The 23,972-nt window shown below is 72.8% G+C and carries 25 protein-coding genes; 13 read left to right on the top strand and 12 right to left on the bottom strand.

Going from position 1 to position 23,972, the window contains the following annotated elements; translation table 11 throughout:
• Positions 1 to 87 precede the first annotated feature (87 nt).
• The 3 genes from ACFC0G_RS08140 to ACFC0G_RS08130 all read left to right on the top strand — a co-directional run bounded on the left by ACFC0G_RS08140 (position 88) and on the right by ACFC0G_RS08130 (position 2,825).
• Entirely contained in the window at positions 88 to 573 is a 486-nt protein-coding gene (locus ACFC0G_RS08140; RefSeq protein ID WP_376399047.1) for an SAM-dependent methyltransferase, read from the top strand.
• 96 nt (positions 574 to 669) lie between these two features.
• Positions 670 to 1,377: a response regulator transcription factor gene (locus tag ACFC0G_RS08135; protein WP_376399044.1), complete on the top strand. Its 708-nt coding sequence runs from the start codon at positions 670 to 672 to the stop codon at positions 1,375 to 1,377.
• Positions 1,374 to 2,825, top strand: coding sequence for a sensor histidine kinase (locus ACFC0G_RS08130; protein ID WP_376399041.1), 1,452 nt, complete (start codon positions 1,374 to 1,376; stop codon positions 2,823 to 2,825). Before ACFC0G_RS08135 ends, ACFC0G_RS08130 begins: the two co-directional genes overlap by 4 nt.
• Here the strand turns inward: ACFC0G_RS08130 and ACFC0G_RS08125 are convergent.
• The 7 genes from ACFC0G_RS08125 to ACFC0G_RS08095 all read right to left on the bottom strand — a co-directional run bounded on the left by ACFC0G_RS08125 (position 2,788) and on the right by ACFC0G_RS08095 (position 8,854).
• Entirely contained in the window at positions 2,788 to 3,297 is a 510-nt protein-coding gene (locus ACFC0G_RS08125; protein WP_376399038.1) for an SgcJ/EcaC family oxidoreductase, read from the bottom strand. The genes ACFC0G_RS08130 and ACFC0G_RS08125 overlap by 38 nt on opposite strands.
• Before the next feature lie 175 nt (positions 3,298 to 3,472).
• Complete coding sequence (locus tag ACFC0G_RS08120) at positions 3,473 to 4,063, bottom strand: isochorismatase family protein (protein ID WP_376399035.1); 591 nt, start codon at positions 4,061 to 4,063, stop codon at positions 3,473 to 3,475.
• A 97-nt stretch (positions 4,064 to 4,160) separates the two neighbouring features.
• Positions 4,161 to 5,090, bottom strand: coding sequence for a nitroreductase/quinone reductase family protein (locus ACFC0G_RS08115; protein WP_376399032.1), 930 nt, complete (start codon positions 5,088 to 5,090; stop codon positions 4,161 to 4,163).
• A gap of 260 nt (positions 5,091 to 5,350) precedes the next feature.
• Positions 5,351 to 6,700 carry a carboxyl transferase domain-containing protein gene (locus ACFC0G_RS08110; RefSeq protein ID WP_376399029.1) on the bottom strand — a complete coding sequence of 450 codons (1,350 nt, stop codon included), beginning with the start codon at positions 6,698 to 6,700 and terminating at the stop codon, positions 5,351 to 5,353.
• A 141-nt stretch (positions 6,701 to 6,841) separates the two neighbouring features.
• Positions 6,842 to 7,324, bottom strand: coding sequence for a DUF6114 domain-containing protein (locus tag ACFC0G_RS08105; protein WP_376399027.1), 483 nt, complete (start codon positions 7,322 to 7,324; stop codon positions 6,842 to 6,844).
• 2 nt (positions 7,325 to 7,326) lie between these two features.
• Positions 7,327 to 7,983 carry a DUF6230 family protein gene (locus tag ACFC0G_RS08100; protein WP_376399024.1) on the bottom strand — a complete coding sequence of 219 codons (657 nt, stop codon included), beginning with the start codon at positions 7,981 to 7,983 and terminating at the stop codon, positions 7,327 to 7,329.
• Between the two features lie 196 nt (positions 7,984 to 8,179).
• Entirely contained in the window at positions 8,180 to 8,854 is a 675-nt protein-coding gene (locus tag ACFC0G_RS08095) for a TetR/AcrR family transcriptional regulator (protein WP_376399021.1), read from the bottom strand.
• 374 nt (positions 8,855 to 9,228) lie between these two features.
• Here ACFC0G_RS08095 and ACFC0G_RS08090 point away from each other — a divergent pair, with 374 nt between their 5' ends.
• Positions 9,229 to 9,897, top strand: coding sequence for a Tat pathway signal sequence domain protein (locus tag ACFC0G_RS08090; protein ID WP_376399018.1), 669 nt, complete (start codon positions 9,229 to 9,231; stop codon positions 9,895 to 9,897).
• 64 nt (positions 9,898 to 9,961) lie between these two features.
• Here ACFC0G_RS08090 and ACFC0G_RS08085 read toward each other — a convergent pair whose 3' ends face one another.
• A complete protein-coding gene (locus tag ACFC0G_RS08085) occupies positions 9,962 to 10,420 on the bottom strand; it encodes a Crp/Fnr family transcriptional regulator (RefSeq protein WP_376399015.1) in 459 nt (152 codons plus the stop codon).
• Between the two features lie 247 nt (positions 10,421 to 10,667).
• Here ACFC0G_RS08085 and ACFC0G_RS08080 point away from each other — a divergent pair, with 247 nt between their 5' ends.
• The 5 genes from ACFC0G_RS08080 to ACFC0G_RS08060 all read left to right on the top strand — a co-directional run bounded on the left by ACFC0G_RS08080 (position 10,668) and on the right by ACFC0G_RS08060 (position 14,753).
• Positions 10,668 to 11,363, top strand: a complete 696-nt coding sequence (locus ACFC0G_RS08080) for an alpha/beta hydrolase (RefSeq protein WP_376399012.1) — start codon at positions 10,668 to 10,670, stop codon at positions 11,361 to 11,363.
• Between the two features lie 155 nt (positions 11,364 to 11,518).
• A complete protein-coding gene (locus ACFC0G_RS08075; RefSeq protein WP_376399010.1) occupies positions 11,519 to 12,274 on the top strand; it encodes an amino acid ABC transporter ATP-binding protein in 756 nt (251 codons plus the stop codon).
• 43 nt (positions 12,275 to 12,317) lie between these two features.
• Positions 12,318 to 13,166, top strand: coding sequence for a glutamate ABC transporter substrate-binding protein (locus ACFC0G_RS08070; RefSeq protein ID WP_376399007.1), 849 nt, complete (start codon positions 12,318 to 12,320; stop codon positions 13,164 to 13,166).
• A 10-nt stretch (positions 13,167 to 13,176) separates the two neighbouring features.
• On the top strand, positions 13,177 to 13,842 hold the full coding sequence (locus tag ACFC0G_RS08065) for an amino acid ABC transporter permease (RefSeq protein WP_376399004.1): 666 nt from the start codon (positions 13,177 to 13,179) through the stop codon (positions 13,840 to 13,842).
• Positions 13,839 to 14,753, top strand: a complete 915-nt coding sequence (locus ACFC0G_RS08060) for an amino acid ABC transporter permease (protein WP_376399001.1) — start codon at positions 13,839 to 13,841, stop codon at positions 14,751 to 14,753. Before ACFC0G_RS08065 ends, ACFC0G_RS08060 begins: the two co-directional genes overlap by 4 nt.
• Before the next feature lie 49 nt (positions 14,754 to 14,802).
• On the opposite strand, the gene ACFC0G_RS08055 is transcribed toward ACFC0G_RS08060, so the two are convergent.
• A complete protein-coding gene (locus ACFC0G_RS08055; protein ID WP_376398998.1) occupies positions 14,803 to 15,558 on the bottom strand; it encodes an anti-sigma factor domain-containing protein in 756 nt (251 codons plus the stop codon).
• Entirely contained in the window at positions 15,555 to 16,139 is a 585-nt protein-coding gene (locus ACFC0G_RS08050) for a sigma-70 family RNA polymerase sigma factor (protein WP_376398995.1), read from the bottom strand. Before ACFC0G_RS08050 ends, ACFC0G_RS08055 begins: the two co-directional genes overlap by 4 nt.
• A 224-nt stretch (positions 16,140 to 16,363) precedes the next feature.
• Here ACFC0G_RS08050 and ACFC0G_RS08045 point away from each other — a divergent pair, with 224 nt between their 5' ends.
• Complete coding sequence (locus ACFC0G_RS08045) at positions 16,364 to 17,011, top strand: fasciclin domain-containing protein (protein ID WP_376398992.1); 648 nt, start codon at positions 16,364 to 16,366, stop codon at positions 17,009 to 17,011.
• On the opposite strand, the gene ACFC0G_RS08040 is transcribed toward ACFC0G_RS08045, so the two are convergent.
• On the bottom strand, positions 16,998 to 19,136 hold the full coding sequence (locus ACFC0G_RS08040; RefSeq protein WP_376398989.1) for an MMPL family transporter: 2,139 nt from the start codon (positions 19,134 to 19,136) through the stop codon (positions 16,998 to 17,000). The genes ACFC0G_RS08045 and ACFC0G_RS08040 overlap by 14 nt on opposite strands.
• 204 nt (positions 19,137 to 19,340) lie before the next feature.
• Positions 19,341 to 19,835, bottom strand: coding sequence for a MarR family winged helix-turn-helix transcriptional regulator (locus ACFC0G_RS08035; RefSeq protein WP_376398986.1), 495 nt, complete (start codon positions 19,833 to 19,835; stop codon positions 19,341 to 19,343).
• Between the two features lie 107 nt (positions 19,836 to 19,942).
• On the opposite strand from ACFC0G_RS08035, the gene ACFC0G_RS08030 reads away from it, so the two are divergent.
• From ACFC0G_RS08030 to ACFC0G_RS08020, 3 genes are all read left to right on the top strand, one after another.
• Entirely contained in the window at positions 19,943 to 21,559 is a 1,617-nt protein-coding gene (locus ACFC0G_RS08030) for an SDR family oxidoreductase (protein WP_376398983.1), read from the top strand.
• 159 nt (positions 21,560 to 21,718) lie between these two features.
• A complete protein-coding gene (locus tag ACFC0G_RS08025; protein WP_376398980.1) occupies positions 21,719 to 23,092 on the top strand; it encodes a cryptochrome/photolyase family protein in 1,374 nt (457 codons plus the stop codon).
• Between the two features lie 171 nt (positions 23,093 to 23,263).
• Entirely contained in the window at positions 23,264 to 23,914 is a 651-nt protein-coding gene (locus tag ACFC0G_RS08020; RefSeq protein WP_376398977.1) for an RNA polymerase sigma factor, read from the top strand.
• Positions 23,915 to 23,972 lie beyond the last annotated feature (58 nt).

The following is a 23,972-nucleotide window of genomic DNA, read 5'->3' as shown; positions in this document are numbered from 1 at the left end:
GCCCACCAACCCGTCGCGGGCGGGAGTACGGTCGTCTTGATCATGTACGGACGAGGCCGTCCCGGCAGGAGAAGAGTGAGGACCCGCATGGCACAGGAGCAGGGCACCCCGGTGACGGTCGTCTCGCACCCGGTGGGGCACGTCGTCGGCGGGCGGGACGAGGTGCGCGACGACGAGTGGGGCGATGTCGAGTCGGTGATCCGACTGGACGCGGAGGCCTTCGGCCCCGAGGCGCTCGCCGGTCTCGACGCCTTCTCGCACCTGGAGGTCGTCTACCACTTCGACCGGGTACGGCCGGACGCCGTCCAGACCGGGGCCCGGCACCCGCGCGGCAACACGGAGTGGCCGCTGGTCGGGATCTTCGCCCAGCGCGGCAAGAACCGCCCCAACCGCCTCGGCGTCTCGCGCTGCCGGCTGATCCGCACGGACGGCCTCGACGTCCATGTGCGGGGTCTGGACGCCGTCGACGGCACACCGGTCCTCGACATCAAGCCGTACATGGCCGAGTTCGGCCCCCAGGGGCCGACCACCCAGCCGGCCTGGGCCGACGAGATCATGCGCCGCTACTACTGAGCGCGGTCCGGACCACGACGCACCGGACGACGGGGGTCCGGACGATGGCGGTCCGGTGGTGAAACGACGTACGGAAGTCGAACTAGGGTCTCTTCCGTGCGTGTACTCCTGGTGGAAGACGACGAGCCGATCGCGGAGTCCCTGCGGCGCGGGTTGCTGCGCTACGGGTTCGAGGTGGAGTGGGTGACCACGGGGGCCGCGGGGCTCGCCGTCACCACGCCCTACGACCTCGTCCTCCTCGATCTCGGCCTGCCCGACACCGACGGTCTCGACGTCTGCCGGGCCTTGCGGCTGCGCGGGGACGTGCCGATCATCGTGATCAGCGCGCGCAGCGACGAGACGGACCGGGTGGTCGGCCTGGAGATCGGGGCGGACGACTACGTGTCCAAGCCCTTCGGGGTCCGCGAGGTCATCGCCCGGATCCGGGCCGTGCTGCGGAGGGCGCGGCCCGAGAACCGGCCGTCGGGGCCGCAGAGTTACGGCGCGCGGCTGAGCGTCGACCGGAAGGCCGGGCGGGTGCGCCTCGACGGCGGCGAGGTGGCGCTGACGCCGAAGGAGTACGACCTGCTGGCCTTCCTCACGGAGGAGCCCGGTGCGCTGATGTCCCGCGAGCAGATCATGGAGGCCGTCTGGGACGCCAACTGGTTCGGGCCGACCAAGACGCTCGACGTCCATGTGGCCGCGCTGCGGCGGAAGTTGGCCGGGGCCGTCGTCATCGAGGCGGTGCGCGGCGTGGGATTCCGGCTGAACATCGCACCGGACGTGCCGGGTGACGGGCCCGTGGGTACGGCGGACCAGGCGTGATCAAGCGGCTGATCGTCAGCTACGTCGCGCTCGTCGCCGTCGCGCTCGCCGCCTTCACCGTGCCGGTCGCCTTCACGCTCACCGCCCAACTCCGCGGCGACACCGAGGAGTCCGTACGGCGGGAGGCGACCACGATGGCGCTGCTGCTCGGCGACGGGGACGAGCCCGCCCGGCAGGCCCTCGCCCGGATGGCGGGGGCGTACGCGGACGAGACGCCCGGGACGGTCGAGGTGGTGGCGGCCGACGGCAGGAGCGCGGTGCCGCCCCTGCCGCTGCCCGCGCATCCGGACGACCCGGCGATCGGCGAGGCCCTGCGGCGCGGGGTGACCACCGTCGACTGGGGCTCGCGGCTCGTCTGGGGGCCGGAGCTGGTGATCACCGTGCCCGTGTACGAGGGCCGGCACGCGGTGCCCGGTCCCGCGCGGGAGGAGGAGCGGATCGTGGGCGCCGTGCGCATCCGCTACGCGACCGCCGGCCTCACGGAGCGGCTGTGGCGGATCTGGGGCTTCCGGGCGATCCTCGCCGTCGGGGTGCTCGCGGTCGCGGCCGGGCTCGGCGCCGTCGTGGCCCGGCTGCTGACCAAACCGCTGCGGCAGCTCAACGACATGGCCAGCCGGTTCGGGGACGGCGATCTGACGGCCCGGTCGCCGGTCACGGGACCGCAGGAGACGCGGACCCTGGCCCGGACGCTCAACCAGGGCGCCGAACGTCTCGACACCCTCGTCGCCTCGCAGCGCATCTTCGTCGCGGACGCCTCGCACCAGCTGCGTACGCCGCTGACCGCGCTGCGGCTCGCGCTCGACAACATCGCGGACGGGGTCGACGACGAGTTCGTCCGCGAGGACGTGGACCAGGCGACCGCCGAGGTGGTCCGGATGAGCCGGCTGGTCAGCGGTCTGCTGGTGCTGGCCCGTGCCGAGGCGAAGGTGGCCGCGCCCGAACCGCTCGCCCTGCGCGAGCTCGTCGAGGACCGGCTGAACGTGTGGCGGCCCGCCGCCGACGAGCGCGGCGTGACGATCGTCCTCACCGGGGCCGCCGACGAGGGGCCCCGGGTGCTCGCCGGGCCCGGCAACCTCGACCAGGTCCTCGACAACGTCCTCTCGAACGCCCTGGAGGTCTCCCCGGACCGGGGGACGATCACCGTACGGGTGGAGACGTGCGGCCCGGAGGAGGCGGTCCTTGAGGTCCTCGACCAGGGGCCCGGCATGTCCGCCGCCGAACAGGCCCGCGCCTTCGACCGGTTCTGGCGCGGCCAGGGCCTGACCGGCCGCACGGGCTCCGGTCTGGGCCTGGCCATCGTCAAGCAGCTGGTGACGGACGACGGCGGCGGGGTGGCCCTGCGGGACGCGCCCGGCGGCGGCCTGTGCGTACGGATCGGTCTGCGGACGGCGGCCGAGGGGCCCCGGCGGATCAGCCCTCGGCCGGCAGCACCGAGGAGTGGTGGTTGACGATCAGCCACCGGCCGTCGCGCTTCTCGTACTCGTAGGTGTAGCGGGCGTCGACCGCCTTGGTGACGCCGGTCTTCGGGTCGGTGAGGTGGAAGCGGTAGAGACCGGCGTCTATCGCGGAGTTCCGGTCGAGGACGTGGATCACGGAGCGGACCTTCTCGCCCCTCGGCTTCTTCTGCAGGAAGTGCGCGAAGTAGTCGGCGATCTCGGCATGGTTGGTACGGATCCTGGGGGAGGCGGTCGGCAGCAGCACGGCGTCCTCGGCGTACCGGGCGGTGACCTTCTCCGGGTCGCCGGTCAGCAGCGCCGCGTTCCACTGGTCGAAGAGCGCGGCGATCTCCCGCTCACCGACCCGGCCGTGCTGCTTTCCTTCCTTCTCGTCGGCCACCCCCACCCCGGCGGCGAAGGTACCGAGCGTCGCCACGGCGAGCGAGGCGGCAAGGACGGCACGGACACGGGACTTGGGCGTCATCGGGGCTCCTGCTGCGAGTGAACGTCTCCCGAACGCCGAGCGGTTCGGGTGCTGTCACTCTCGCGGCGGACGGTTTAACGCCCGTACAGCGGACGGCAAGAGCCCGGACAAGACTGGGGAAAGACCCCGCGGGGGGCGACCGGGAGAGAGGCCCCGCCGGACGGCCGCGGTGCCGTCAGGCGAGGACCACCGGCTCGCCGCTGAGTCCGACGCCGGCCGCCCGCAGTTCGTCCAGGGCGATCCCGGTGGTGTCGGCGGCCACGCCCGCCGTGTAGTCGAGCAGGACGTGCACGTCGAAGCCGGCCCGGACGCCGTCCAGCGCGGTGGCCTTCACGCAGTGGTCCGTCGCGATCCCGACGACGTCGACGCCGTTGACGTCGCGGGCACGCAGCCACTCGCCGAGCGGCGTGCCGTTCTCCGTCGCGCCCTCGAAGCCGCTCTTCGAGGCGGAGTGCGCGCCCTTGAAGAAGACCTCGTCCACGGCGCCGGAGGTGACGACGGGCTCGAAGTCCGGGTGGAACTCGCCCCCTTCGGTGCCGACGACACAGTGCACCGGGAACGAGTTCTCGAAGTCCGGCTCGTCCGAGAAGTGACCGCCCGGGTCGACGTGGTGGTCCCGGGTGGCGACGACGTGCGCGTACCGCCCGTCGGCACCCCGGATCAGCTCGGCGATGGCGACGGCCCGGTCGGCCCCGCCCTTCACGGGGACGTTGCCGCCCTCGCAGAAGTCCTTCTGTACATCGACGACGATCAGGGCACGGCGCACGGAAGCGGCCTTTCCTCAGGGGGGAACTGTCCGTTTCATGGTCTCGTGTCCGGCGTCCGATGTGCGGTGCACGCGCCCGTCGTTCACCCGATAGGGATCATGAAGCCGGACGGCCGGGCGGGAAGGGGATCTCCGCGAGGAGCGGCAGCAACGTTTCCTCCTCGAAGTCCAGATGCGCCGTGAGCTCCGTCGACATCCGCTCCAGTTCGGCGCGGAACCGTCCGGGATCCGCACCCGCGAGGTCGGCGAGGTGCGCGCTCAGCTCCCGCTGGAGGCGGGCGACGGTGACGTGTTCGGTACGGAGCCGCTCGAAGACGCCGCCGAGATGAGGGTGATGGGCCTCAAGGCCGGGGAACAGATGCGCGTCCTCGCTCTTGTGATGGAACTCCAGCGACTGGCAGAACGCGAGACACCGCTGCCGGATCTGGAGCCCGAGCCCCGGCGCCGGCGGCTCGCCCGAGCCCTGGTGCGCCGCCCGTGCGGCGAAGTGCGCGTCGACTTCGCCGCGTACGTGCCGCAACTGGCCGCGGAGCCAGAGATGGACCTCCATGAGCTTGTCGGCGAGGTTCGTCACCTCGGAGGGTCGCTCGTCGTCTTCGGAGCCGTTGTTCGCGGCGGTCGCGGCGGGCTCCAGGACGACCACCGGCAGGACGCGCGCGGTGTTCGCCTGGTACTCGCCGTAGCCGGGCTGCGCGCTCACCACATGCGCGAACAGCCGGTCACGACGCTCCCCTTCGGCGGGGACGGCGATCGCCTCGAACGCCTCGGCCCCGAGCTCCACCCGGACCTGCGGGTGGGCCATGAGGTTGTGGAACCAGTCGGGGTGCCGCTCGGACCCGAGGTTCGAGCCGACGACCATCAGCAGATCGTCGTGGCGCACGTACCCGAGGGGCACGGTGCGCTCCGTGCCGGACTTCGCGCCGGTGGTGGTCAGGAGCAGCAGGTCGCCGCCCTCGAAGGGACCGCCGACCCTTCCGCTGTTCGCGCGGAACTCGTCGATGACGGACTGGTTGAAGGATGTGGGCATGATGATGGGGATCTCCGTGAAGGGCGCGAGGGCCCTGGGTGTGCCGTGAGAGCGTGCGCCGGAGGCGGTCGGTCACGGGAGGGGACGCGGGGGTACCTCGCGCGGGAATGCCGCGCGCGAGTGCACCTCGGTCAGGCGTGGTCTGTACGGAACGGACTCATGAGAGGTCCTCCGACGAAACGGGTGGTCGCCCGACCGCCGGCCGGCCCACTGCTCTTTGGCCGGCGCCACGCGCCACGGATCCGATTAAAGCACAGCGCTCAGACCTGGGCGGGACCGTCGACGACGCCCCGGACGACGCCCAGGGCGAGGAGGTCCTCCGGGCGCAGGCGGAGCCGGTCGGCGGTGTCGACGGATTCCTCGGGGGAGCGTTTCAGGATGGCCGTGGCGAGTTCCGGGGCGATGACGGAGAAGTAGCTGTCGGGGGTGGCCCAGGTGTTGCCGGGGGCGGCGAGGGCGAGGGCGCCGCCCGAGCCGCCCTCCCCGACGAGGAGCGAGGTGAGCGGGACCCGGGCGGTGGCGACGGCTTCGAAGAGATCGGCGATGGCGGGGCCCGCCCCGTCCCGTTCGGCCTGCGGGTCGTTGGCGGCTCCCGGGGTGTCGACCAGGGTGAGGACCGGGATCCCGAGGCGGTCGGCGAGGCGGACGAGCCGGGCCGCCGTACGGAAGCCGGCGGGCCGCGTGGCGGTGCCGCACTGGGCGGCGTAGGCGACGGTGCCGCCGTCGGGCCCCCGGCCGAAGCCGCAGAGCATGCCGGGGTCCGTGCCGCCGCAGCGGTCGCCGGAGATCTCGGCGCGGAGCGTGAAGTGGGCGTCGAGGTAGGCGGGCGCCCGGGGCCGGTCGGGGTGCCGGGCACGGGTCACGGCCTCCCGGCCGGACGCGGCGGGTGACGCGGCGCCGGTGCCCAGGGCGTGCGGGGGAGCGACCGGGCCCTCGGCCGGGTGCGTGAGGAGCGTGAGCCAGCGGCCGAGCACGGCGCGCAGCTCCGCGGGCGGGACGACGGCGTCGACGTGGCCGTGGGCGAGCTGGGCCTCCGCCGTGTACGCGGCGGGGTCGGCGTCCTGCGGGCGCACCCGGGAGCCCGCGAAACCGACCTGGGCGCCCGGCAGGGCGAGGACGACATCGGAGCCCGCCCCGAGGGTGGCCCAGCCGCCGCCGGTCGTCGGGTCCCGCAGGACCGCGATCTGCGCCAGGCCGGCGGCCCGGGTCAGCGCGGACTCCTGGGCCAGGAGCTGGAGTTGGAGGAGGGCGCGCATGCCCTCGTGCATCCGGCTGCCGCCGGTGGCCGGCAGGACGACCACGGGCAGCCGGTGGGTGCGGGCGAGCCGGTGCGCGGCGACGGCGCGCGCTCCGGTCCGCTCGCCGATGGAGCCGCCGAGGAATCGGAACTCGAAGGAGAGCACCACCGCGGGAACGCCGCCGATCGTGCCCGTACCGCAGATCACCGACTCGGTCTCGCCGGAACGGGCGGCGGCACGGCCGTGCGCGGCCGAGTAGCCCGGCCAGCCGATCGGCCCGTCCCCGTCCAAAGGCCCCTCGGAGAAGGGGATTTCGGTGAAGTCGTCGGTGACGAGCGCGATCGCCTCGCGTGCCGTCCTCGGGTCGGTCATGCGCGCCTCGCCGCTCGTCGTCGGATCCGTCCGTACGGGTGGGTCGCTGGTGCCCCTCCACCGTACCGCCGGACGGTGGAGGCGCGACGGAGCGCCCCGGCAGGCCGGGGCGCACCGGGTGCGACCGCCCGTTCGGGCAGGTCAGACGCCTGGGCGGGGCTCGGGCGCGGGTCCGGCCGCCGCTCCGGCGGTCGCCGCCGTCCCGCTCCCGGCCGACCCCGGCTCCCGGCGCCGGCTGCGACGCCAGGGCCGGCGGCGGGGCCGGTCGGGCAGCCAGCCGAAGGCGAGCGAGCTGCCGACGAGCCCCAGCATCATGCCGATGACGAAGCCGCCGAGGTTGGAGGTCACCCAGCTCCCCAGGGACGCCAGGACGCCGACGACCGAGTAGAAGAGCCGCTGGCGCGGGTTGAGGACGACGAGCAGTCCGCAGATCACCATGAGGACGGGCAGGACGTAGCCCACCAGGCTGTCCGCCCCCGCCGTGAGGATCACGGTGATGCTCGCCCGCTGGGTCAGCAGGATCTCGGCGCCGCCCAGGGCGAGCGTGAGACCGGCGCCGAACGGGCGGCGGTACCGCCAGAGCCGGAAGGCCCGCCAGGGGTGGCGGGGGCGGCCGGACGCCACGCTCAGCAGCCCTTCGAGCTGAAGCGCATGTGCAGGTCGGGCAGGGTGAACCGGACGGCGGTCGTGGCGTAGTTGGTCTGCCGCAGGTCCTTGATGGAGACGGTGTCGGCCTGCTGGCCGAACACGCCCAGCGGACCCTTGACCGGGGGCTTCTCGAAGGTGCTGGCGTCGCCGCCGATCTCGATGTTGTCGAAGTCGGCGACCTTGCCGGAGATGTCCGTGGAGTCGGTGGTGAGGCCCGAGGCCTTGACCGGGGTGCCCTTGGCGCCCGCCGTGATGTGGAGGTAGGTGCCGCCGAGCTCCACGCTCTGGCAGAGGTTGGTGAGTTCGGCTTCGCGGATCGCGGTGACGATGACCAGGACCTGGCCGCCGGTGTCGCCGGCGTTCGGGCTGCCCTCCGGCATGTTGTCGAGGCCTCCGAACTGCCCGAAGCCGCGGCCCTCCAGACTGTCGGCGGTCACCGTGAACGGCATGCCCGAGATGGCGAACTGGGCGGCGAGGGCTCCTTGCGCGGTCAGCACCACGAGGGTGGCCGCGGCGGCCAGAGCGGGCCCGCCCATCAGGGCCGCGCGTCGGAACCGGACCCGGCCGCGTCTGCCGGTTCCTTCGTCGGGTAACGGGGCGTGCCCGCCGGTGCGGTTGTTTTTGGACAAGGCCATGAGGCGCTCCTGACATGGGTGAGGAATCAGACCTGCGCGGCGGTGTCCTGGCGCGGACCGTTCCCCCGGCTGCCCGGGTCTTCCTCACGTGGTGCGGAGGCAGACGTGCCACAGGGAACTTACCGGACCGTAAGGCTTGCTGTTACCCGGGGTCAACTAGCGTGCAAGCGCTGCCTTTTGGGCGCCCGACGATCGATCATTCGGGGGTGAACGGAGCCACGACGACGTGCACCAGGGTGTCGAGCAGCGGGGGGAGATCGGCGAACCGGCCCTCGTCGACCGCGCGGTGCACCGCCGCGTGGACCGCGCCCACCACGATGTCCACCAGCTCGCCCCGCGCCACCCACGCGGGCCCCGGCGGAGCGTCCGCGAAGAACCGTCGAAAACTGGCCAGAAGTTCCGCGCGGGCCCGGCGCCCCGCCGGCCCCACCGACTCGATCTCGACCACCATCGTGGCGAAGGCGGGGGTCTGGGTCAGCAGGGTCAGGAGCACCCGCAGCCCGGCCCGCACGGAGGCCGTCCAGTCCGCCGCGCCGCCCGCCTCGTCGTACGCCCGCTGCATGGCGCGCACCACCTGCTGCGTACCGCCCCGGTAGGCGGCGATGACGGCGTCCTCCTTGCCGGAGAACAGCTCGTAGAAGACCGGTCGGGTCACCCCGGCCTCCCGGCAGATGTCGCTGATGCGCGCACCGGCGTACCCGTTCTCCGCGACCGTCCGGGCCACCCCGTCGAGCAGCCGCTCCCGCTGTCGTGAGGCCACCTGCTCGGGGCTCAGCCGACGCGGCCCCGGGCGCAGGGAGCGCCCCGGTTCGCGGCCCGAGCGGGCCCCCGGCAGGACGAGATCCTCCTCGGCCTCGCGGGCACTCGTCATCGGCCACATCCTTCCGGGCTTGTTGACGTCACATACTCGGCGGGATTACAACCCTCGTGGGTTTTCCTCTCGGTGCGCCGAGTGTCTTCGGGTGTTCTCACGTGTGTTCGGTGGAGCCGTTCCCCGAGGGACGGGACACGTCCTCACCGCACACCGCACCGAGTATCACGCTCCCGCACCTCTCACGAACACCGCTGCCGGACATCATCCGTGGCGCCGGACCGTTCCGGCAGCGGCCGTACGTCGCCCTGCACGCCGCTGCGTACGCCGCTGCGTACGCCGCTGCGTGCGTCGCTCCGTGCGTCGCTCCGTGCGCCCCGACGTCCTCACCCCCACCCTCCGTCCCACCCCTCTGTACGGAAGGAAGCATCCCCATGCGCAAGCACGCTCTCCTCGCCGCCGTCACCCTCGCGGTCTCCGCCACGCTCGCCGCGACCACCCAGGCCGGCGCCGTCGGTTCCGCCGCCGGCAACGTCCTCACCACCGGCAGCGCCGGCGGCACCGCCGTCGCGGTCGGCGACGTCCTCTCCGCCTCGCTCCCCAGCGGCACGAAGGCCCGGATCGCCACCACGCAGGGCGGCAGCACGGGCATCACCTGCAACACCTCGGCCTTCACCGCCACGGCCAGCGGCAACCCCGCCGCCCCCGGCACCGCCACCGAGACCGTCACGGCCCACACGCTCAGCAGCTGCACCACCAACATCGTCGGGGCCACGGGAGTCCAGAGCATCACCGTGAACAACCTGCCGTTCAGCACGGCCGTCGTCTCCGGCGGGGCGCTCACCGTCACGGCGGGTGCCGCGGGCCCGATCCAGACCACCCTGAAGATCAACAGCATCCTCGGTGTGATGACCTGCGTCTACCGGGCCGGCAGCCTCACCGCCACGCCCTCGAACACCGACAACTCGCTCACCTTCACGGACCAGTTGTTCACCAAGGCCAGCGGCCCCGGCACCTGTCCGGCCAACGGCTACTTCTCGGCGAAGTACGGACCCGTCCTGGACACCAGCCAGGCCGGCAGCCCCGCCGTCTTCGTGAACTGAGCCCGGGCCCGTCCCGGTCCTGATCGCGGCCCCGCCCCCTCCCCGTACGAGGAGGGGGCGGGGCTCACGCGAAGATGCCGCTGCCGTGCGGCGCGTACAGGTCCAGGAGCCGGACCCGCGTCACGTTCAGACGGTGGGCCAGGATCGCCCCCACCCAGAACATGACCGAGGCGCCGAACTCCGAGTCCGAGCGGCACATCGACCGGACGGCCGGGGCGTCGAACTCGTACGCCCGTACCGGCGTCATCGCCTCGGCCCCCGACTGGCACAGATACGGAGGGAACATCCACGAGAGGCCGACCAGCTCGCCGTGGCGCAGGGTCTCGATCACCGGCGACCCGCGGCCCGGCACCCTGGCGTCGAGCGTCACCGCCCCCGTCTTCACGATCCAGAACCGGTCGCAGTGCTGCTGCTCCTCGAACAGCCGGTGACCGGATTCGAAGTACACGTCCTCGGCGAAGGCCATCAGCCGCTCCCGGTGCTCCGGCGGCAACGTACTGACCTTGGGCGCGGTAGTGGTCATGGCGGACCCTCCTCGGACACTCGGCTCCCACCCCCCAGTGTCCGCCAGGCCGTCGCCGCGCGCAGGGACGGTCGGGGCGCGCGGGGGCGGTCCGGGCACGGGGGGCGCTCCGGGCACGGGGGAGGGTCCGGGCATGGGGGTCGGTCCGGGCATGCGGGTCCGCCGTCGCGCACGTAGCGTGGCCGCGGGGAGACGGAGCGGGAACAGGGGAGGGATCCATCCCTCGCACAGATCGGTACGCAGACCCATGGCAGACAAGCCCACGATCGTCCTGGTGCACGGATTCTGGGGCGGCGCCGCCCACTGGTCGAAGGTCATCGGCGAGCTCCACCGGCGTGGCTACGACAAGCTGCACGCCGTGGAGAACCCGCTCACCGCGCTCGCCGACGACGCGGAACGCACCCGGAAGATGGTCCGGCAGGTCGACGGGCCCGTGCTCCTCGTCGGTCACTCCTACGGCGGCGCCGTCATCACCGAGGCCGGCGACCTGCCGAACGTGACGGGTCTCGTCTACGTCGCCGCGTTCGCCCCGGACGCCGGCGAGAGCCCGGGGCAGATCAGCCAGGAGACGCCGCCGGCCGCCTTCGACAGCATCGTCCCCGACTCGGACGGCTACCTCTGGATCAAGCAGGAGGCCTTCCACGACAGCTTCGCCCAGGACCTCACCCAGGAGGAGGCCCTGGTCATGGCCGTCACCCAGAAGGCCCCCCTGGGCTCCACCTTCGGCGACGCGGTCACCGCTCCCGCCTGGCGCGTCAAGCCGTGCTGGTACCAGGTGTCGACCCAGGACCGCATGATCCACCCCGACAACGAGCGCCGGATGGCGCAGCGCATGAACCCGCGCAAGACCATCGAGCTCGACGCGAGCCACGCCTCGCTCGCCTCCCGGCCGGTCGAGGTCTGCGACCTCGTCGAGCTCGCCGCACGGGAGACCGCCGGCTGACCTCCTGCCCCTCCCGCACCTGCGGCCCGTGCCCGCCCGCCCGGCGTGCGCGGGCCCCGGTATGCGCGGGCCCCGGCGTGCGCGGGCCCGGCGGAGGGCGGAGCATGAACGTGAGGAGGGAGCGTCCGACGGGGGGCGTGAGCCTGGAGGGTGCCATGCCCGTCCCGGAAGGCGGTGACGCGCTTGTCGTGCTGCGCGCCGTGGACAAGTACTTCGGCACCCTGCACGTCCTCCAGTCGATCGACCTCACGATCCACCGCAGAGAGGTCGTCGTCGTCATCGGGCCGTCCGGCGGCGGGAAGTCGACGCTCTGCCGGGCGATCAACCGTCTGGAGAGCATCGACTCGGGCGAGATCGTGATCGACGGACGTCCCCTCCCGGCCGAGGGCCGCGAACTGGCGGCCCTGCGGGCCGACGTCGGCATGGTCTTCCAGTCCTTCAACCTCTTCGCGCACAAGACGGTGCTCGACAACGTCACCCTGGGCCAGATCAAGGTCCGCAAGAAGGACCGGAAGACCGCCGAGCAGCGTGCCCGCGCGCTGCTCGACCGGGTCGGGGTCGCCTCGCAGGCGGACAAGTACCCGGCGCAGCTCTCCGGCGGCCAGCAGCAGCGCGTGGCGATCGCCCGCGCCCTAGCCATGGATCCGAAGGTGATGCTCTTCGACGAACCGACCTCCGCGCTCGACCCCGAGATGATCAACGAGGTCCTGGAGGTCATGCAGCAACTCGCCCGGGACGGCATGACGATGGTGGTCGTCACCCACGAGATGGGCTTCGCCCGCTCCGCCGCCAACCGCGTCGTCTTCATGGCCGACGGACGGATCGTCGAGGAGACGACCCCGGACGAGTTCTTCAACAATCCGCGCAGCGACCGGGCCAAGGACTTCCTGTCCAAGATCCTCCACCACTGAGCCGAGGCCGTCGCCCGACCAGCAGCCCCCAGGGGTGATCCACATGAACGCGCACAGGACCGGAAGGGCCGGCATCGCCGTCGCCGCGGCCGTCGTCCTCTCCTTCACCTCCGCAGGACTCGCGTCCGGCGCGGCCGGAGACGTCTCCCGCGACGACGGTGGCGACGAGATCACCGTCGGCATCAAGTACGACCAGCCCGGCATCGGCCTGAAGACCCCCGACGGCACCTATACGGGCTTCGACGTCGACGTCGCGACGTACATCGCCAAGGAGCTCGGCCACGACCCGTCCGACATCGTGTGGAAGGAGGCCAAGAGCGCCGACCGGGAGACGCTGCTCCAGCGCGGTGACGTGGACTTCATCGCGGCCTCGTACTCGATCAACGACAAGCGGGCCGAGAAGGTCGACTTCGCCGGCCCCTACCTGCTGGCCCACCAGGACGTCCTGATCCGCGCCGACGACGACTCGATCAAGCAGCCGTCCGACCTCAACAACAAGAAGCTCTGCTCGGTCACCGGCTCGACCTCCGCGCAGAACGTCAAGGACAAGATCGCCCCCGACGCCCAGCTCCAGGAGTACGGCGGCTACTCCGAGTGCCTGACCGGCCTGGAGAACGGGGTCATCGACGCCGTCACCACCGACGACTCGATCCTCGCCGGGTACGCGTCGCAGCCCGAGTTCAAGGGCAAGTTCAAGCTCGGCGGCTTCGAGATGAGCAACGAGAACTACGGCATCGGCGTCCAGAAGGGCAGCGAGCTCAAGGCCAAGATCAACACGGCGCTGGAGAAGATGGTCGCCGACGGCTCCTGGGAGGCGGCGGTGAAGAAGAACTTCGGCCCCGCCGGCTACCAGAACGAACCCGCCCCGCAGATCGGCGTCATCGTGAAGTGAGCAGGCAGTCGTGTTCGACTTCCTCCAGGGGTACGACCTGCTAGGAGCCTTCTGGGTGACGGTGCAGCTCACCGTCTACTCCGCGATCGGCTCCCTGATCTGGGGGACGCTGCTGGCCGCCATGCGCGTCAGCCCCGTCCCCCTGATGCGGGGCTTCGGCACCGTCTACGTCAACATCGTCCGCAACATCCCCCTCACCGTCATCATCGTCTTCACCTCGCTCGGCCTCTTCCAGACCCTCGGAGTGAGCCTGGGCGCCGACCGGTTCACCACGATCAACTTCCGGCTCGCCCTCCTCGGCCTCACCGCCTACACGAGCGCCTTCGTCTGCGAGGCGCTCCGCTCCGGGATCAACACGGTCCCCCTCGGCCAGGTCGAGGCGGCCCGAGCCATCGGGCTGAGCTTCCCGCAGATCCTGCGGATCATCGTGCTCCCGCAGGCCTTCCGCTCCGTCGTCGGCCCCCTCGCCAACGTCCTCATCGCCCTCACCAAGAACACCACGGTGGCCGCCGCGATCGGCGTCGCCGAAGCGGCCCTGCTGATGCGCGAGATGATCGAGAACGAGGCCCAGCTCATCCTCATCTCGGCGATCTTCGCCGCCGGGTTCCTCTGCCTGACCCTGCCCACCGGTCTGTTCCTCGGCTGGGTGGCCAAGAAGGTGGCGGTGAAACGGTGAAGACCAAACCCACCGTCCTCTACGACGCCCCCGGGCCGCGCGCCCGGCGGCGCAACCTCCTCTGGACGCTGCTGTTCCTGATCGCCCTCGCCGCCGTGGTCTGGTGGGTCGTGGCGAGCCTCGCCGAGAAGAACCAGCTCGAATGGTCCAAGTGGGCGCCCTTCTTCACCGACGCCCGCGTCTGGGAGACGTACATCCTGCCCGCCCTGAAGAACACCGTGATCGCCGCCGCGCTCGCCATGGTGATCGCGCTGCCGCTCGGCGCCCTCCTCGGCATCTTCCGGCTCTCCGACCACCGCTGGCTCCGTGGCGTGGCCGGCACCGTCGTCGAGTTCTTCCGGGCGATCCCCGTCCTGATCCTCATGCTCTTCGCCAACGCCGCGTACTCCGAGTTCACCGACGTCAGCCCGGACGTCCGTCCCCTGTACGCGGTCGTCACCGGCCTCGTCCTCTACAACGCCTCCGTGCTCGCCGAGGTCGTCCGCGCCGGCATCCTCTCCCTGCCCCGCGGCCAGACCGACGCGGCGAAGGCCATCGGCATGCGCAAGGGCCAGACCATGGCGTACGTCCTGCTCCCGCAGTCGGTCACCGCCATGCTGCCCGCCCTGGTCAGCCAGCTCGTCGTCATCGTCAAGGACACCGCGCTCGGCGGCGCGATGCTCGGCTTCTCCGAACTCCTCGCCTCCGTACGCCCGATGAGCGCCAACTACGGGGCCAACACGATCGCCTGCTTCACCGTCGTCGCCGTGATCTTCGTCGTCCTCAACTTCGCGCTCACCACCTTCGCCTCCTGGCTCGAAGGCCGGCTGCGGCGCGGCAAGAAGTCCACGGGCGCGGTCGTCGGAGCCGGGGCGGTGGAGGAACTGGCCACCCCGGGCGAGCACGTCGGCCCGACCGACGAGAGCAGATGACGGCGGCGCGGCCCCGACCGTGCGCGGGGTGCGCCGCCGTCATCCGGCGTCAGGCCCCGGGGAAGGCGAGTACCGCCACCGGGTCGGAGGTCGGCCGCGGAGAGCCGCCGGCCGGTTCGACGGTGACCCCCATCCCCGCCGCCCCGTCCACGGGACCGTCGAGGAGCGTCGCCTCGGCGGTGGCACCCGGGTCCATGAGCCCCGCGGGCCGCATGGTCCCGCCGTCGTCGTACCAGAGCTGGTAGACCTTGCCGGCCGGCGGAGGCGCCATGCCGGACGCCGCGAACACCGCCCGGTCGAGCGAGGCCGAGACGACGACCGTGCCCACGGCGCCCCCGCCGAGCCGGCTGGTGGAGACCCTGGCGTCCGGCGCGGCCAGGACCTCGGCGACGGCGTCGTTCGCCGCCCGCGCCCGTTCCGTCTCCTGCCGGGCCTCGCCGGCCCGCTCGTACTGCCGGACCGCGACCCCGCCCAGAGCCACGGCCCCGGCGAGGCAGGCCGCGAGGGCCCAGCGCGACCACAGCTGGAGGCCGCGCCGCCCGCGCGGGGCCCGTACCGGACTCGTGGTCGGCGGCGGCTCCTGGCGTACGGTCGCGATCCGCTCCATCACCCCGGCGCGGAGCGAGGCGGTCGGCGACGCCGCGACGGCGAGACCGAGCCGGGCCACGGTCTCGGAGAACTCCTCGACCTCCTGGGCGCACGACGGGCACCCGGCCAGGTGCAGCCGTACGGCCCCGCGCTCCTCGGGGTCCAGGGCGTCGAGCGCGTACGCGCCGGTCAGCATGTGCGGATCCACGGTGTTCACGCGCCCACCCCCAGGCAGTCCCTGAGCCGGATGAGACCGTCGCGCATCCGCGCCTTGACGGTGCCCAGCGGCGCCGCGAGCAGTTCGGAGACCTCGCGGTAGCTGAGACCGCGGTAGTAGGCCAGCGTCACCGACTGGCGTTGCAACTCGGTCAGGCCCCGCAGACAGCGGCGTACCTGCTCGCGCTCCAGGCGGCTCTCCACCTGCTCCACGACCTCGTCGTAGGCCGGGGTGTGCTCCAGGAGCGCCACCCGCTTCTCACGGTCCGACGACGCCTGCTCGGAGCGCACCCGGTCGATGGCCCTGCGGTGCGCGAGGGTCAGCACCCAGGTCATCACCGACCCGCGCGCGGGCTGGTAGCGGGCCGCGGAGCGCCACACCTCGACCAGCACCTCCTGGGCGACCTCCTCCGACTGGGCGGGGTCCCGCAGCACGGTCCGCACGAGGCCCAGCACCGGCCCGGAGACGGCCTCGAAGACGCCCGTGAAGGCCTGCTGGTCACCGAGGGCCACCCGGCCCATCAGCTCGGGCAGGTCCGGAGCCGTGGACCGGGCTCCGCCGATCCGTAGGTTCTCTGTCACCGGGAAGATCCTCCAGAAGGCAGTCGGGGTACGTGGAGCATTCGGAGCCGACGGCCCGCCGGACGGGTCGGATCGCCGATCCTTCGCACAGCTCCGTACCGGCGAGCGACCGTGGCGGGTCCTCATCACTCATTCGGGCGACAGAGCCGTCCGGACGCGGGCCCGCACCGAATACCGGGCGTGGGACACACCGACCGGTGAGCCCCGAAGCCCCAGGAGCGATCATGAACAGCCAGACCTTCCGCCGCGCCGCCGTCGCCGTGACCGCCGCCGTCCTGCTGCCGCTGGGCCTCACCGCCTGTTCGGCCGAGGCGAGCGGCGACGGAGCGGCGGCCCCCGCGGCGGCCCCGTCGCAGTCGGCCTCGGCCTCGGCGACGTCCGCGACGCCCGCGACGGCCGACGGCCCCTTCGGCCCCGGGTGCGCCTCCGTGCCGAAGGAGGGCGCGGGTTCCTTCGACGGGATGGTCAAGGACCCGGTGGCCACGGCCGCGTCGAACAACCCCGAGCTGTCCACGCTCGTCGCGGCCGTCAAGAAGGCCGGTCTCGTCGACACGCTGAACAACGCGGAGAACATCACGGTGTTCGCGCCGACGAACGCCGCCTTCGCCAAGATCCCGAAGGCCGACCTGGACAAGGTCCTCGCCGACAAGGCGAAGCTGACCGACATCCTCACGTACCACGTCGTGGGCCGGAAGCTGGCCCCGAAGCAGCTGGAGAACGGCTCCTTCGAGACCCTCCAGACGGGCACGCTGACCACCGAGGGCTCCGGCGAGTCCTTCACGGTCAACGACTCCGCGAAGGTGGTCTGCGGCAACGTGCCCACCGCCAACGCCACGGTCTACGTCATCGACACGGTGCTCATGCCCCAGTAGTCGAGGCACCCTTCGGAGGAGCACCCCCGCCCTCCGGCCCCGTCGCACGCCGGCTGAGTTCACCCGGCCACCACGCGACGGGGCCGAGGTCGCGTACGAGGGCGGGGACGAGCAGCGAGCGGACGACCAGGGTGTCCAGGAGCACGCCGAAGGCGACGATGAAGGCGATCTGCACCAGGAAGGCGAGCGGGATGACACCCAGGGCCGCGAAGGTGGCGGCCAGGACGACACCGGCGGAGGTGATGACGCCGCCGGTGGCGGTCAGCCCGCGCAGGACGCCCTCCCGGACCCCGTGCCGCAGCGACTCCTCGCGGACCCGGGACATCAGGAAGATGTTGTAGTCCACGCCGAGTGCGACCAGGAACACGAACCCGTAGAGCGGCACCGAGGAGTCCGTACCGGTGAATCCGAAGACGTACCGGAAGACCAGGGCCGAGACCCCGAGCGTGGCGAGGAAGTTCAGGGCCACTGTGGCGACGAGCAACAGAGGCATCAGCAAGGAGCGGAGGAGGCCGACGAGGATGGTCAGGATGACGGCGAGCACCACCGGAACGATCAGCATCCGGTCGCGTTCGGCGGTCCGTTGCGTGTCGTAGCGCTGGGCCGTGTAGCCGCCGACCAGGGCATCGGCCTCCGGCACGGCGTGCACGGCCGAGCGGAGCCGGGCGACGGTCGCCGCGGCGGCCTCGCTGTCCGCCGCGTCGGTCAGGGTGACGTCGATCCGTACCCGTCCGTCCACGACCAGGGGCGCACCGGCGCCGGGCCGGCCGGAGGCGGTGACCGCGGCGGTCGAGTCCACGCCCTCGACGCCCTCGGCCGCCGCCGTCACCTCGGCGAGCGAGTCCGCCGCGGCGATCACGATCGCCGGGTTGCCCGCCCCGCCGGGGAAGTGCCGGCCGAGGGTCTCCTGCGCGGCCACGGAAGGGGCGTCGTTCACGAAGATCTCGTCGAGCGGCACCCCCTTGGACTCCAGGACAGGGGCGAAGGCGGCGCAGGCGAGCAGCCCGGCGAGCGTCGCCGCCCAGACCTTGCGCGGAGCACGGTCCACCAGCGCGGCGACCCGCCGCCAGATGCCGGTGCCGCCGCCCTCGGCGTCGGCCGGGCGCGGCCGGGCGGGCCAGTAGGCGGCGCGGCCGAGCAGGACCAGGACGGCGGGCAGGAAGGTCAGGGCGCTCAGCACGGCGCAGACGATGCCGATGGCGCCCACCGGTCCGAGGGCCCGGTTGTTCGTCAGATCGCTGAACAGGAGCGCGAGCAGGCCGAGCGCCACGGTGGCGGCGCTGGCCGTGATCGGCCCGGCGGATTCGCGCAGGGCCGCGCGCATGGCCGGGAAGCGGTCGCCCTCGTGGCGGGCCAGCTCCTCGCGGTACCGGGCGGCGAGGAGCAGGGCGTAGTCGGTGGCGGCGCCGATGACCAGGATCGACAGGATGCCCTGGACCTGGCCGTCGACGCGGACGATGTCGTGGTCGGCGAGCACGTACACGACGGCGCAGGCGAGGGCGAGGGAGAACACCGCGCCGAGGATGATGACCAGGGGCAGCAGGACGCTGCGGTACACGAGCAGCAGGATGAGCAGGACCGTCACCAGGGCGACCGCGAGCAGCAGCCCGTCGATGCCGGCGAAGGCGTCCGACAGGTCGGCCTGGGTGGCGGCGGGGCCGGCCAGCCATACGGTGGTCCCGGGCACCGCGGAGGCGGCCCGGTCGATCGCTTCGAGCGTGGGCGCCAGCTCGTCGCCGAGGTCGGGTCGGAGCTGGACGACTCCGCGCAGCGCCTCGCCGTCCTCGGACGGGAGGGCCGGGGACGGGGTGCCGACGACACCGGGCCGGCCGGTGAGCGTGGCGAGCGCGCGGGTGGCGGCGGATCGTGCCTCCGGGCCGACCGGGCCGCCGTCGGGCGAGGTCCAGACGACGAGCGCGGGGAGCGTCTCCTCCTGGCGGAAGGCCCGCTGCGCCTCGATCACCCGGGTGGACTCGGCGCTGCGGGGGAGGAAGGCGGCCTGGTCGTTGGTGGCCACCTCGCCGAGCTTGCCCGCGAAGGGGCCGAGGCCGCCGCCGACGGCGAGCCAGACGACGAGCAGGACGAGGGGCAGGAGACGGACTGCCCTTCGTGTGGAGCGGGACATGCGGACTCCAGGGACGAGGTCTCGACAAGTATCTCAATGAAAAACAATCTCAATGATTGAGAGAGATTGAAGCATGCGTCGGGACAGTGGCGGGTCAGGGGGGGGCTGGGGGTAAGGGCTTGGGGGTGCGGGCCGGAGGTACAGGCCGGGTGGGGGCCGGAGGTACAGGCCGGGGGTGCGGGCCGGGCGGAGGGCGCGGGTCGGTCAGCGGCGGGGCACGCGCAGGTCGCCGAGTTCCTCGTTGAGCGCGTCCAGGAAGCGCAGGGCCGCGGCCAGCTCCTCCTCGTCGAACCTGCGCCGGGCCCGGTCGGCGGCCTGCGCCAACGGCATGAAGTAGCTGCGCGCGGCGGCCCTCGCCCCCTCCACGTAGTGCACGTGCACGACCCTGCGGTCGGCGCTCTCCCGGGCGCGCCGGATGTGCCCGGCCTTCTCCAGCCGGTCCAGACAGGCCGTGACCGCCCCCGAGGTCAGCCCCAGGTGCTCTCTCAGACGGCCCGGCGTCAGCGGCTCCGGACTGTCCAGGACGACCGAGAGCGCCTGGACGTCCGTGGGATGCAGTCCCTGCGTGAGCGCGAAACCATGGACCAGACGGTTGATCTCACCGTTCGCCCGCCGCAGCGCGCGCGCGAAGCTCTGGAGATCACCCGGAGCGTGCTCGGGGTGGGTCCCACCGGTCCCGGACTCCTCTGTACTGGCCACACGATCAGCCTATAGATACCGGCAGGTGCATCCACAGCGGCCGTGTCCGGGGAAGGGATCACGAAGCCCCCAGGTCGAAACCCCCGACAGCGGAACGGAGCAGCTCCATGAGGGACGCGTCAGGGCAGGAGACCCCAGGACCGCTCTGTCTGGTCACGGGCGCCGGCGGCTACATCGGCGGGCGCCTCGTGCCCGAACTCCTGGCAGCCGGATACCGGGTGCGCTGCCTGGCCCGTACCCCCGTGAAGCTGCGCGACCATCCCTGGGCCGGCGAGGTGGAGATCGTCCAAGGCGACGTCACCGACGCCCGGACGCTCGCCCCCGCCCTCCGTGACGTCGACGTCGCCTACTACCTGGTGCACGCCATGGGCGAAGGGCACGACTTCGAGCGCACCGACCGCCTGGCGGCCCTCACGTTCGCCGAAGAGACCCGCGCCGCCGGGGTCGGCCGCATCGTCTACCTCGGCGGCCTCACCCCCCGGGACGTCCCTGACCGGGAGCTCTCGCCGCATCTGCGCTCACGCGCCGAGGTGGGGCGGATCCTTCTGGGATCCGGGGTCCCCACCACGGTGCTCCGCGCCGCCGTCATCATCGGATCCGGCTCGGCCTCCTTCGAGATGCTCCGCTACCTCACCGAGCGCCTCCCCGTGATGATCACCCCGAGCTGGGTGCGGACCCGGATCCAGCCGATCGCCGTCAGGGACGTACTGCGCTACCTGGTCGGCAGCGCCCGGATGCCCGAGGAGGTCAACCGCGCCTTCGACATCGGCGGCCCCGACGTCCTGACCTACGCCGGCATGATGCACCGGTACGCCGACATCGCCGGACTGCCCCGGCGGCTCATCCTCCCGGTACCGGTGCTGACGCCGGGCCTGTCCAGTCACTGGATCAACCTGGTCACCCCGGTCCCGCGGTCGATCGCCCGTCCGCTCGCCGAGTCGCTCCGCTACGAGGTCGTCTGCGACGAACACGACATCACCGACTGGGTGCCGGACCCGCCCGGCGCCCCCCTCGGCTTCGACACGGCGATGTCGCTCGCCCTGGAGCGGGTCCGGGAGGCCCGGATCGTCACGCGCTGGTCCTCCGCGTCCGTGCCCGGCGCGCCGAGCGACCCGCTGCCCACCGACCCCGACTGGGCGGGCGGCAGCCTCTACACCGACGAGCGCGAGCGGACCGTCGACGCCTCGCCGCGGGAGCTGTGGCGGGTCGTCGAGGGCATCGGCGGGGAGAACGGCTGGTACTCCTTCCCGCTCGCCTGGGCCGTCCGCGGCCTGCTCGACCGGCTCATGGGCGGCGTCGGACTGCGCCGCGGCCGGCGGGACGCCACGCGCCTGAGGGCCGGCGACTCAGTGGACTTCTGGCGGGTGGAGGAGATCGAGCACGGCCGGCTGCTGCGACTGCGCGCCGAGATGCGCCTCCCGGGACTCGCCTGGCTGGAGCTGTACGTCGAGCCCCACGGGGACGGGGCCGCCCGCTACCGGCAGCGGGCCCTGTTCCACCCGCACGGCCTGGCGGGGCAGGCCTACTGGTGGAGCGTCTCGCCGTTCCACGCCGTGGTCTTCGGCGGGATGGCCCGCGGCATCGCGCGGGCGGCGGAGGCGAACGCCGCCGCGGCGGCGCAGAAGGCGGGCGAGGGCCCGGGCGACGCGGCCCCCGGCCCTCGGCCCCCGTCCGGCGGGCGGACCGCGCCCGCCACCGCGCCGGACGGTCCGGAGCGAGGGTGACGGCGCCATCCGACGTCCCGTCACTTCCCCGCGGGTTCCCCGCGGCGGACCGCATCCGGCCCACCCCCTCGGCGCGAATGGCCCCCGCAAGGTCAGCCCAGTGAGCGCCGGGCCCGCGCGTCGCGCGGCCGTCGGCGGTCCCCTGCCAGGAGTGGTGCCATGAACGTCTCGGTCGTCCTCTTCACCTCGGACCTCCGCGTCCACGACCATCCGCCGCTGCGTGCCGCGCTCGGCGAGGGGAACGAGGTCGTCCCTCTGTTCGTACGGGACCCGGCCGTGGACCGTGCCGGCCAGGCGGCGCCCAACCGGGTCGCCTTCCTCGCGGACTGTCTCGCCGCGCTCGACGCCGGACTGCGCGAGCGCGGCGGCCGGCTCGTGATCCGCTCCGGCGACCCCGTCGCCCAGGTGTGCGCCGTCGCGCGGGAGGCCGAGGCCGACGAGGTCCACATGGCGGCCGGGTGCAGCGGCTTCGCCCAGCGCCGCGAGGACCGGCTGCGCAGGGCCCTGGAGGCGGACGGGCGGCGCCTGTACGTCCACGACGCCGTCGTCACCGCGCTGCCCACCGGTTCCGTGACACCCGGCGGCTCTGACCACTACGCGGTCTTCACCCCCTACTTCAGGCGCTGGTCGCACCAGCGGCTCCGCGAGCCGCTCGCGGCACCCCGCCGGGTCCGGGTACCCGACGGGATCCGCTCCGAGGAGCTGCCCGCCCCCTCGGGCGTCCCTTCCGTCTCCGCGGGCCTGGCCACCGGCGGCGAGCAGGAGGGCCGCAAGCGCCTCACCGCCTGGCTGGCCCGGGGCGCCGACGCCTACGACGACCACCACGACGACCTCGCGGGCGACGCGACCTCCCGCCTCTCGCCGTACCTCCACTTCGGCGCCGTCTCGGCGGCCGAGGCCGTCCACCGGGCCCGGGCGCGCGGCGGGGCGGGCGCCGAGGCGTTCGTACGGCAGCTCTGCTGGCGCGACTTCCACCACCAGGTCCTCGCCGCCCGCCCGGGCGTCGCCGTCGACGACTACCGCACCCGCCACGACCGCTGGCGGCGCGGCAAGGAGGCCGAGGCGGACCTCCGCGCGTGGAAGGAGGGCCGCACCGGCTACCCCGTCGTGGACGCCGCGATGCGTCAGCTCGCCCACGAGGGCTGGATGCACAACCGAGGACGGCTGCTCACGGCATCGTTCCTCACCAAGACGCTGTACGTCGACTGGCGCGAAGGGGCCCGGCACTTCATGGACCTGCTGGTCGACGGCGACGTCGCCAACAACCAGCTCAACTGGCAGTGGATGGCCGGCACAGGAACCGACAGCCGTCCCAACCGCGTGCTCAACCCGGTGATCCAGGGCAAGCGGTACGACCCGGACGGTACGTACGTACGCCGATGGGTGCCGGAACTCGCCGCCTTCGAAGGTCCCGCGATCCACGAACCGTGGAAGCTGCCCGGCCTCGAACGGGCCCGGTACGACTACCCCGAGCCCGTCGTCGAACTCGCCGACGGACTGGCCCGGTTCCGGCACGCCCGGGGCCAGGACTGAGAGGCCGAGACCCGGCGAGGGCTCGATCACGGGCCGGCCCGCCCGAATACGACGCACAAGCAATGCGAGTGGAGGTGTGGCGGCGCCGCGACGGAACCTTGAAGGAGCCCCGGGGGCCCCGACCGCCGACCGGTGGCTTCCGGTCCCGGCCAGAGGAGAGGAGCCGTCGTCATGACCGCACCGAGCGCCACCCTCCGGCCGTCGCCGTCGCCGTCGCCGTCGCCCTCGCGGTGGAGCGAGGCCGGGACCCTGCCCGACCGCGAGGTCGTGGAAGGCTTCGTGCGCGGCGACGACCGCTGTCTGGACGCCGCGTACGTCCGCTGGTCCGGCCTCGTGACCGCGCTCGCCGCCCGCTGTCTGGGCGACCCGAAGGAGGCTGAGGACGTCAGCCAGCAGGTCTTCCTCGCCGCCTGGCGGGGCCGTGGCGGCTACCGGCCGGAGCGCGGCCCGTTCCCCGGCTGGCTCGTCGGCATCACGCGCCGGAAGATCGCCGACGCCCTCTCGGCCCGCACCCGCCGCCGGCACCTGGTGCTCGCGGCCGGGGCGCGGCTGTCCCCCGAGGGCGACGCGTCCGCCCACGGCCCCGACGCGGTCCTCGACCGGCTCGTGGTCGCCGCCGAGCTGGCGAAACTGCCCGCCGCACAGCGTGAGGTGCTCGCCATGTCGTTCTACGGGGACCTCACCCACGTCCAGATCGCCGAGCGCACCGGCTGGCCCCTCGGCACCGTGAAGAGCCACGCACGGCGCGGTCTCGACCGGATGCGCCGCTCGTTGGACGGGACACCGGGGCGGAGGCGGTGTGCCACCGCACGGGCGAGCTGAGGCCGAGGACGACGACAAGCGATGCGCGAGCGACGCACGTGCCGGCCGGGTCCGGGGA

Source organism: Streptomyces sp. NPDC056169 (assembly GCF_042268445.1).
In the GTDB taxonomy this organism is placed as follows: domain Bacteria; phylum Actinomycetota; class Actinomycetes; order Streptomycetales; family Streptomycetaceae; genus Streptomyces.
This window is presented reverse-complemented; position numbering and strand designations above follow the sequence as displayed.

Coding starts and splice junctions, on each gene's coding strand:
- ACFC0G_RS08045 (WP_376398992.1), top strand. CDS start 16,364: ATGAACAGCCAGACCTTCCGCCGCGCCGCCGTCGCCGTGACCGCCGCC.
- ACFC0G_RS08030 (WP_376398983.1), top strand. CDS start 19,943: ATGAGGGACGCGTCAGGGCAGGAGACCCCAGGACCGCTCTGTCTGGTC.
- ACFC0G_RS08025 (WP_376398980.1), top strand. CDS start 21,719: ATGAACGTCTCGGTCGTCCTCTTCACCTCGGACCTCCGCGTCCACGAC.
- ACFC0G_RS08100 (WP_376399024.1), bottom strand. CDS start 7,983: ATGGCCTTGTCCAAAAACAACCGCACCGGCGGGCACGCCCCGTTACCC.
- ACFC0G_RS08110 (WP_376399029.1), bottom strand. CDS start 6,700: ATGACCGACCCGAGGACGGCACGCGAGGCGATCGCGCTCGTCACCGAC.
- ACFC0G_RS08090 (WP_376399018.1), top strand. CDS start 9,229: ATGCGCAAGCACGCTCTCCTCGCCGCCGTCACCCTCGCGGTCTCCGCC.
- ACFC0G_RS08020 (WP_376398977.1), top strand. CDS start 23,264: ATGACCGCACCGAGCGCCACCCTCCGGCCGTCGCCGTCGCCGTCGCCG.
- ACFC0G_RS08080 (WP_376399012.1), top strand. CDS start 10,668: ATGGCAGACAAGCCCACGATCGTCCTGGTGCACGGATTCTGGGGCGGC.
- ACFC0G_RS08095 (WP_376399021.1), bottom strand. CDS start 8,854: ATGACGAGTGCCCGCGAGGCCGAGGAGGATCTCGTCCTGCCGGGGGCC.
- ACFC0G_RS08115 (WP_376399032.1), bottom strand. CDS start 5,090: ATGCCCACATCCTTCAACCAGTCCGTCATCGACGAGTTCCGCGCGAAC.
- ACFC0G_RS08040 (WP_376398989.1), bottom strand. CDS start 19,136: ATGTCCCGCTCCACACGAAGGGCAGTCCGTCTCCTGCCCCTCGTCCTG.
- ACFC0G_RS08125 (WP_376399038.1), bottom strand. CDS start 3,297: ATGACGCCCAAGTCCCGTGTCCGTGCCGTCCTTGCCGCCTCGCTCGCC.
- ACFC0G_RS08085 (WP_376399015.1), bottom strand. CDS start 10,420: ATGACCACTACCGCGCCCAAGGTCAGTACGTTGCCGCCGGAGCACCGG.
- ACFC0G_RS08140 (WP_376399047.1), top strand. CDS start 88: ATGGCACAGGAGCAGGGCACCCCGGTGACGGTCGTCTCGCACCCGGTG.
- ACFC0G_RS08070 (WP_376399007.1), top strand. CDS start 12,318: ATGAACGCGCACAGGACCGGAAGGGCCGGCATCGCCGTCGCCGCGGCC.
- ACFC0G_RS08075 (WP_376399010.1), top strand. CDS start 11,519: ATGCCCGTCCCGGAAGGCGGTGACGCGCTTGTCGTGCTGCGCGCCGTG.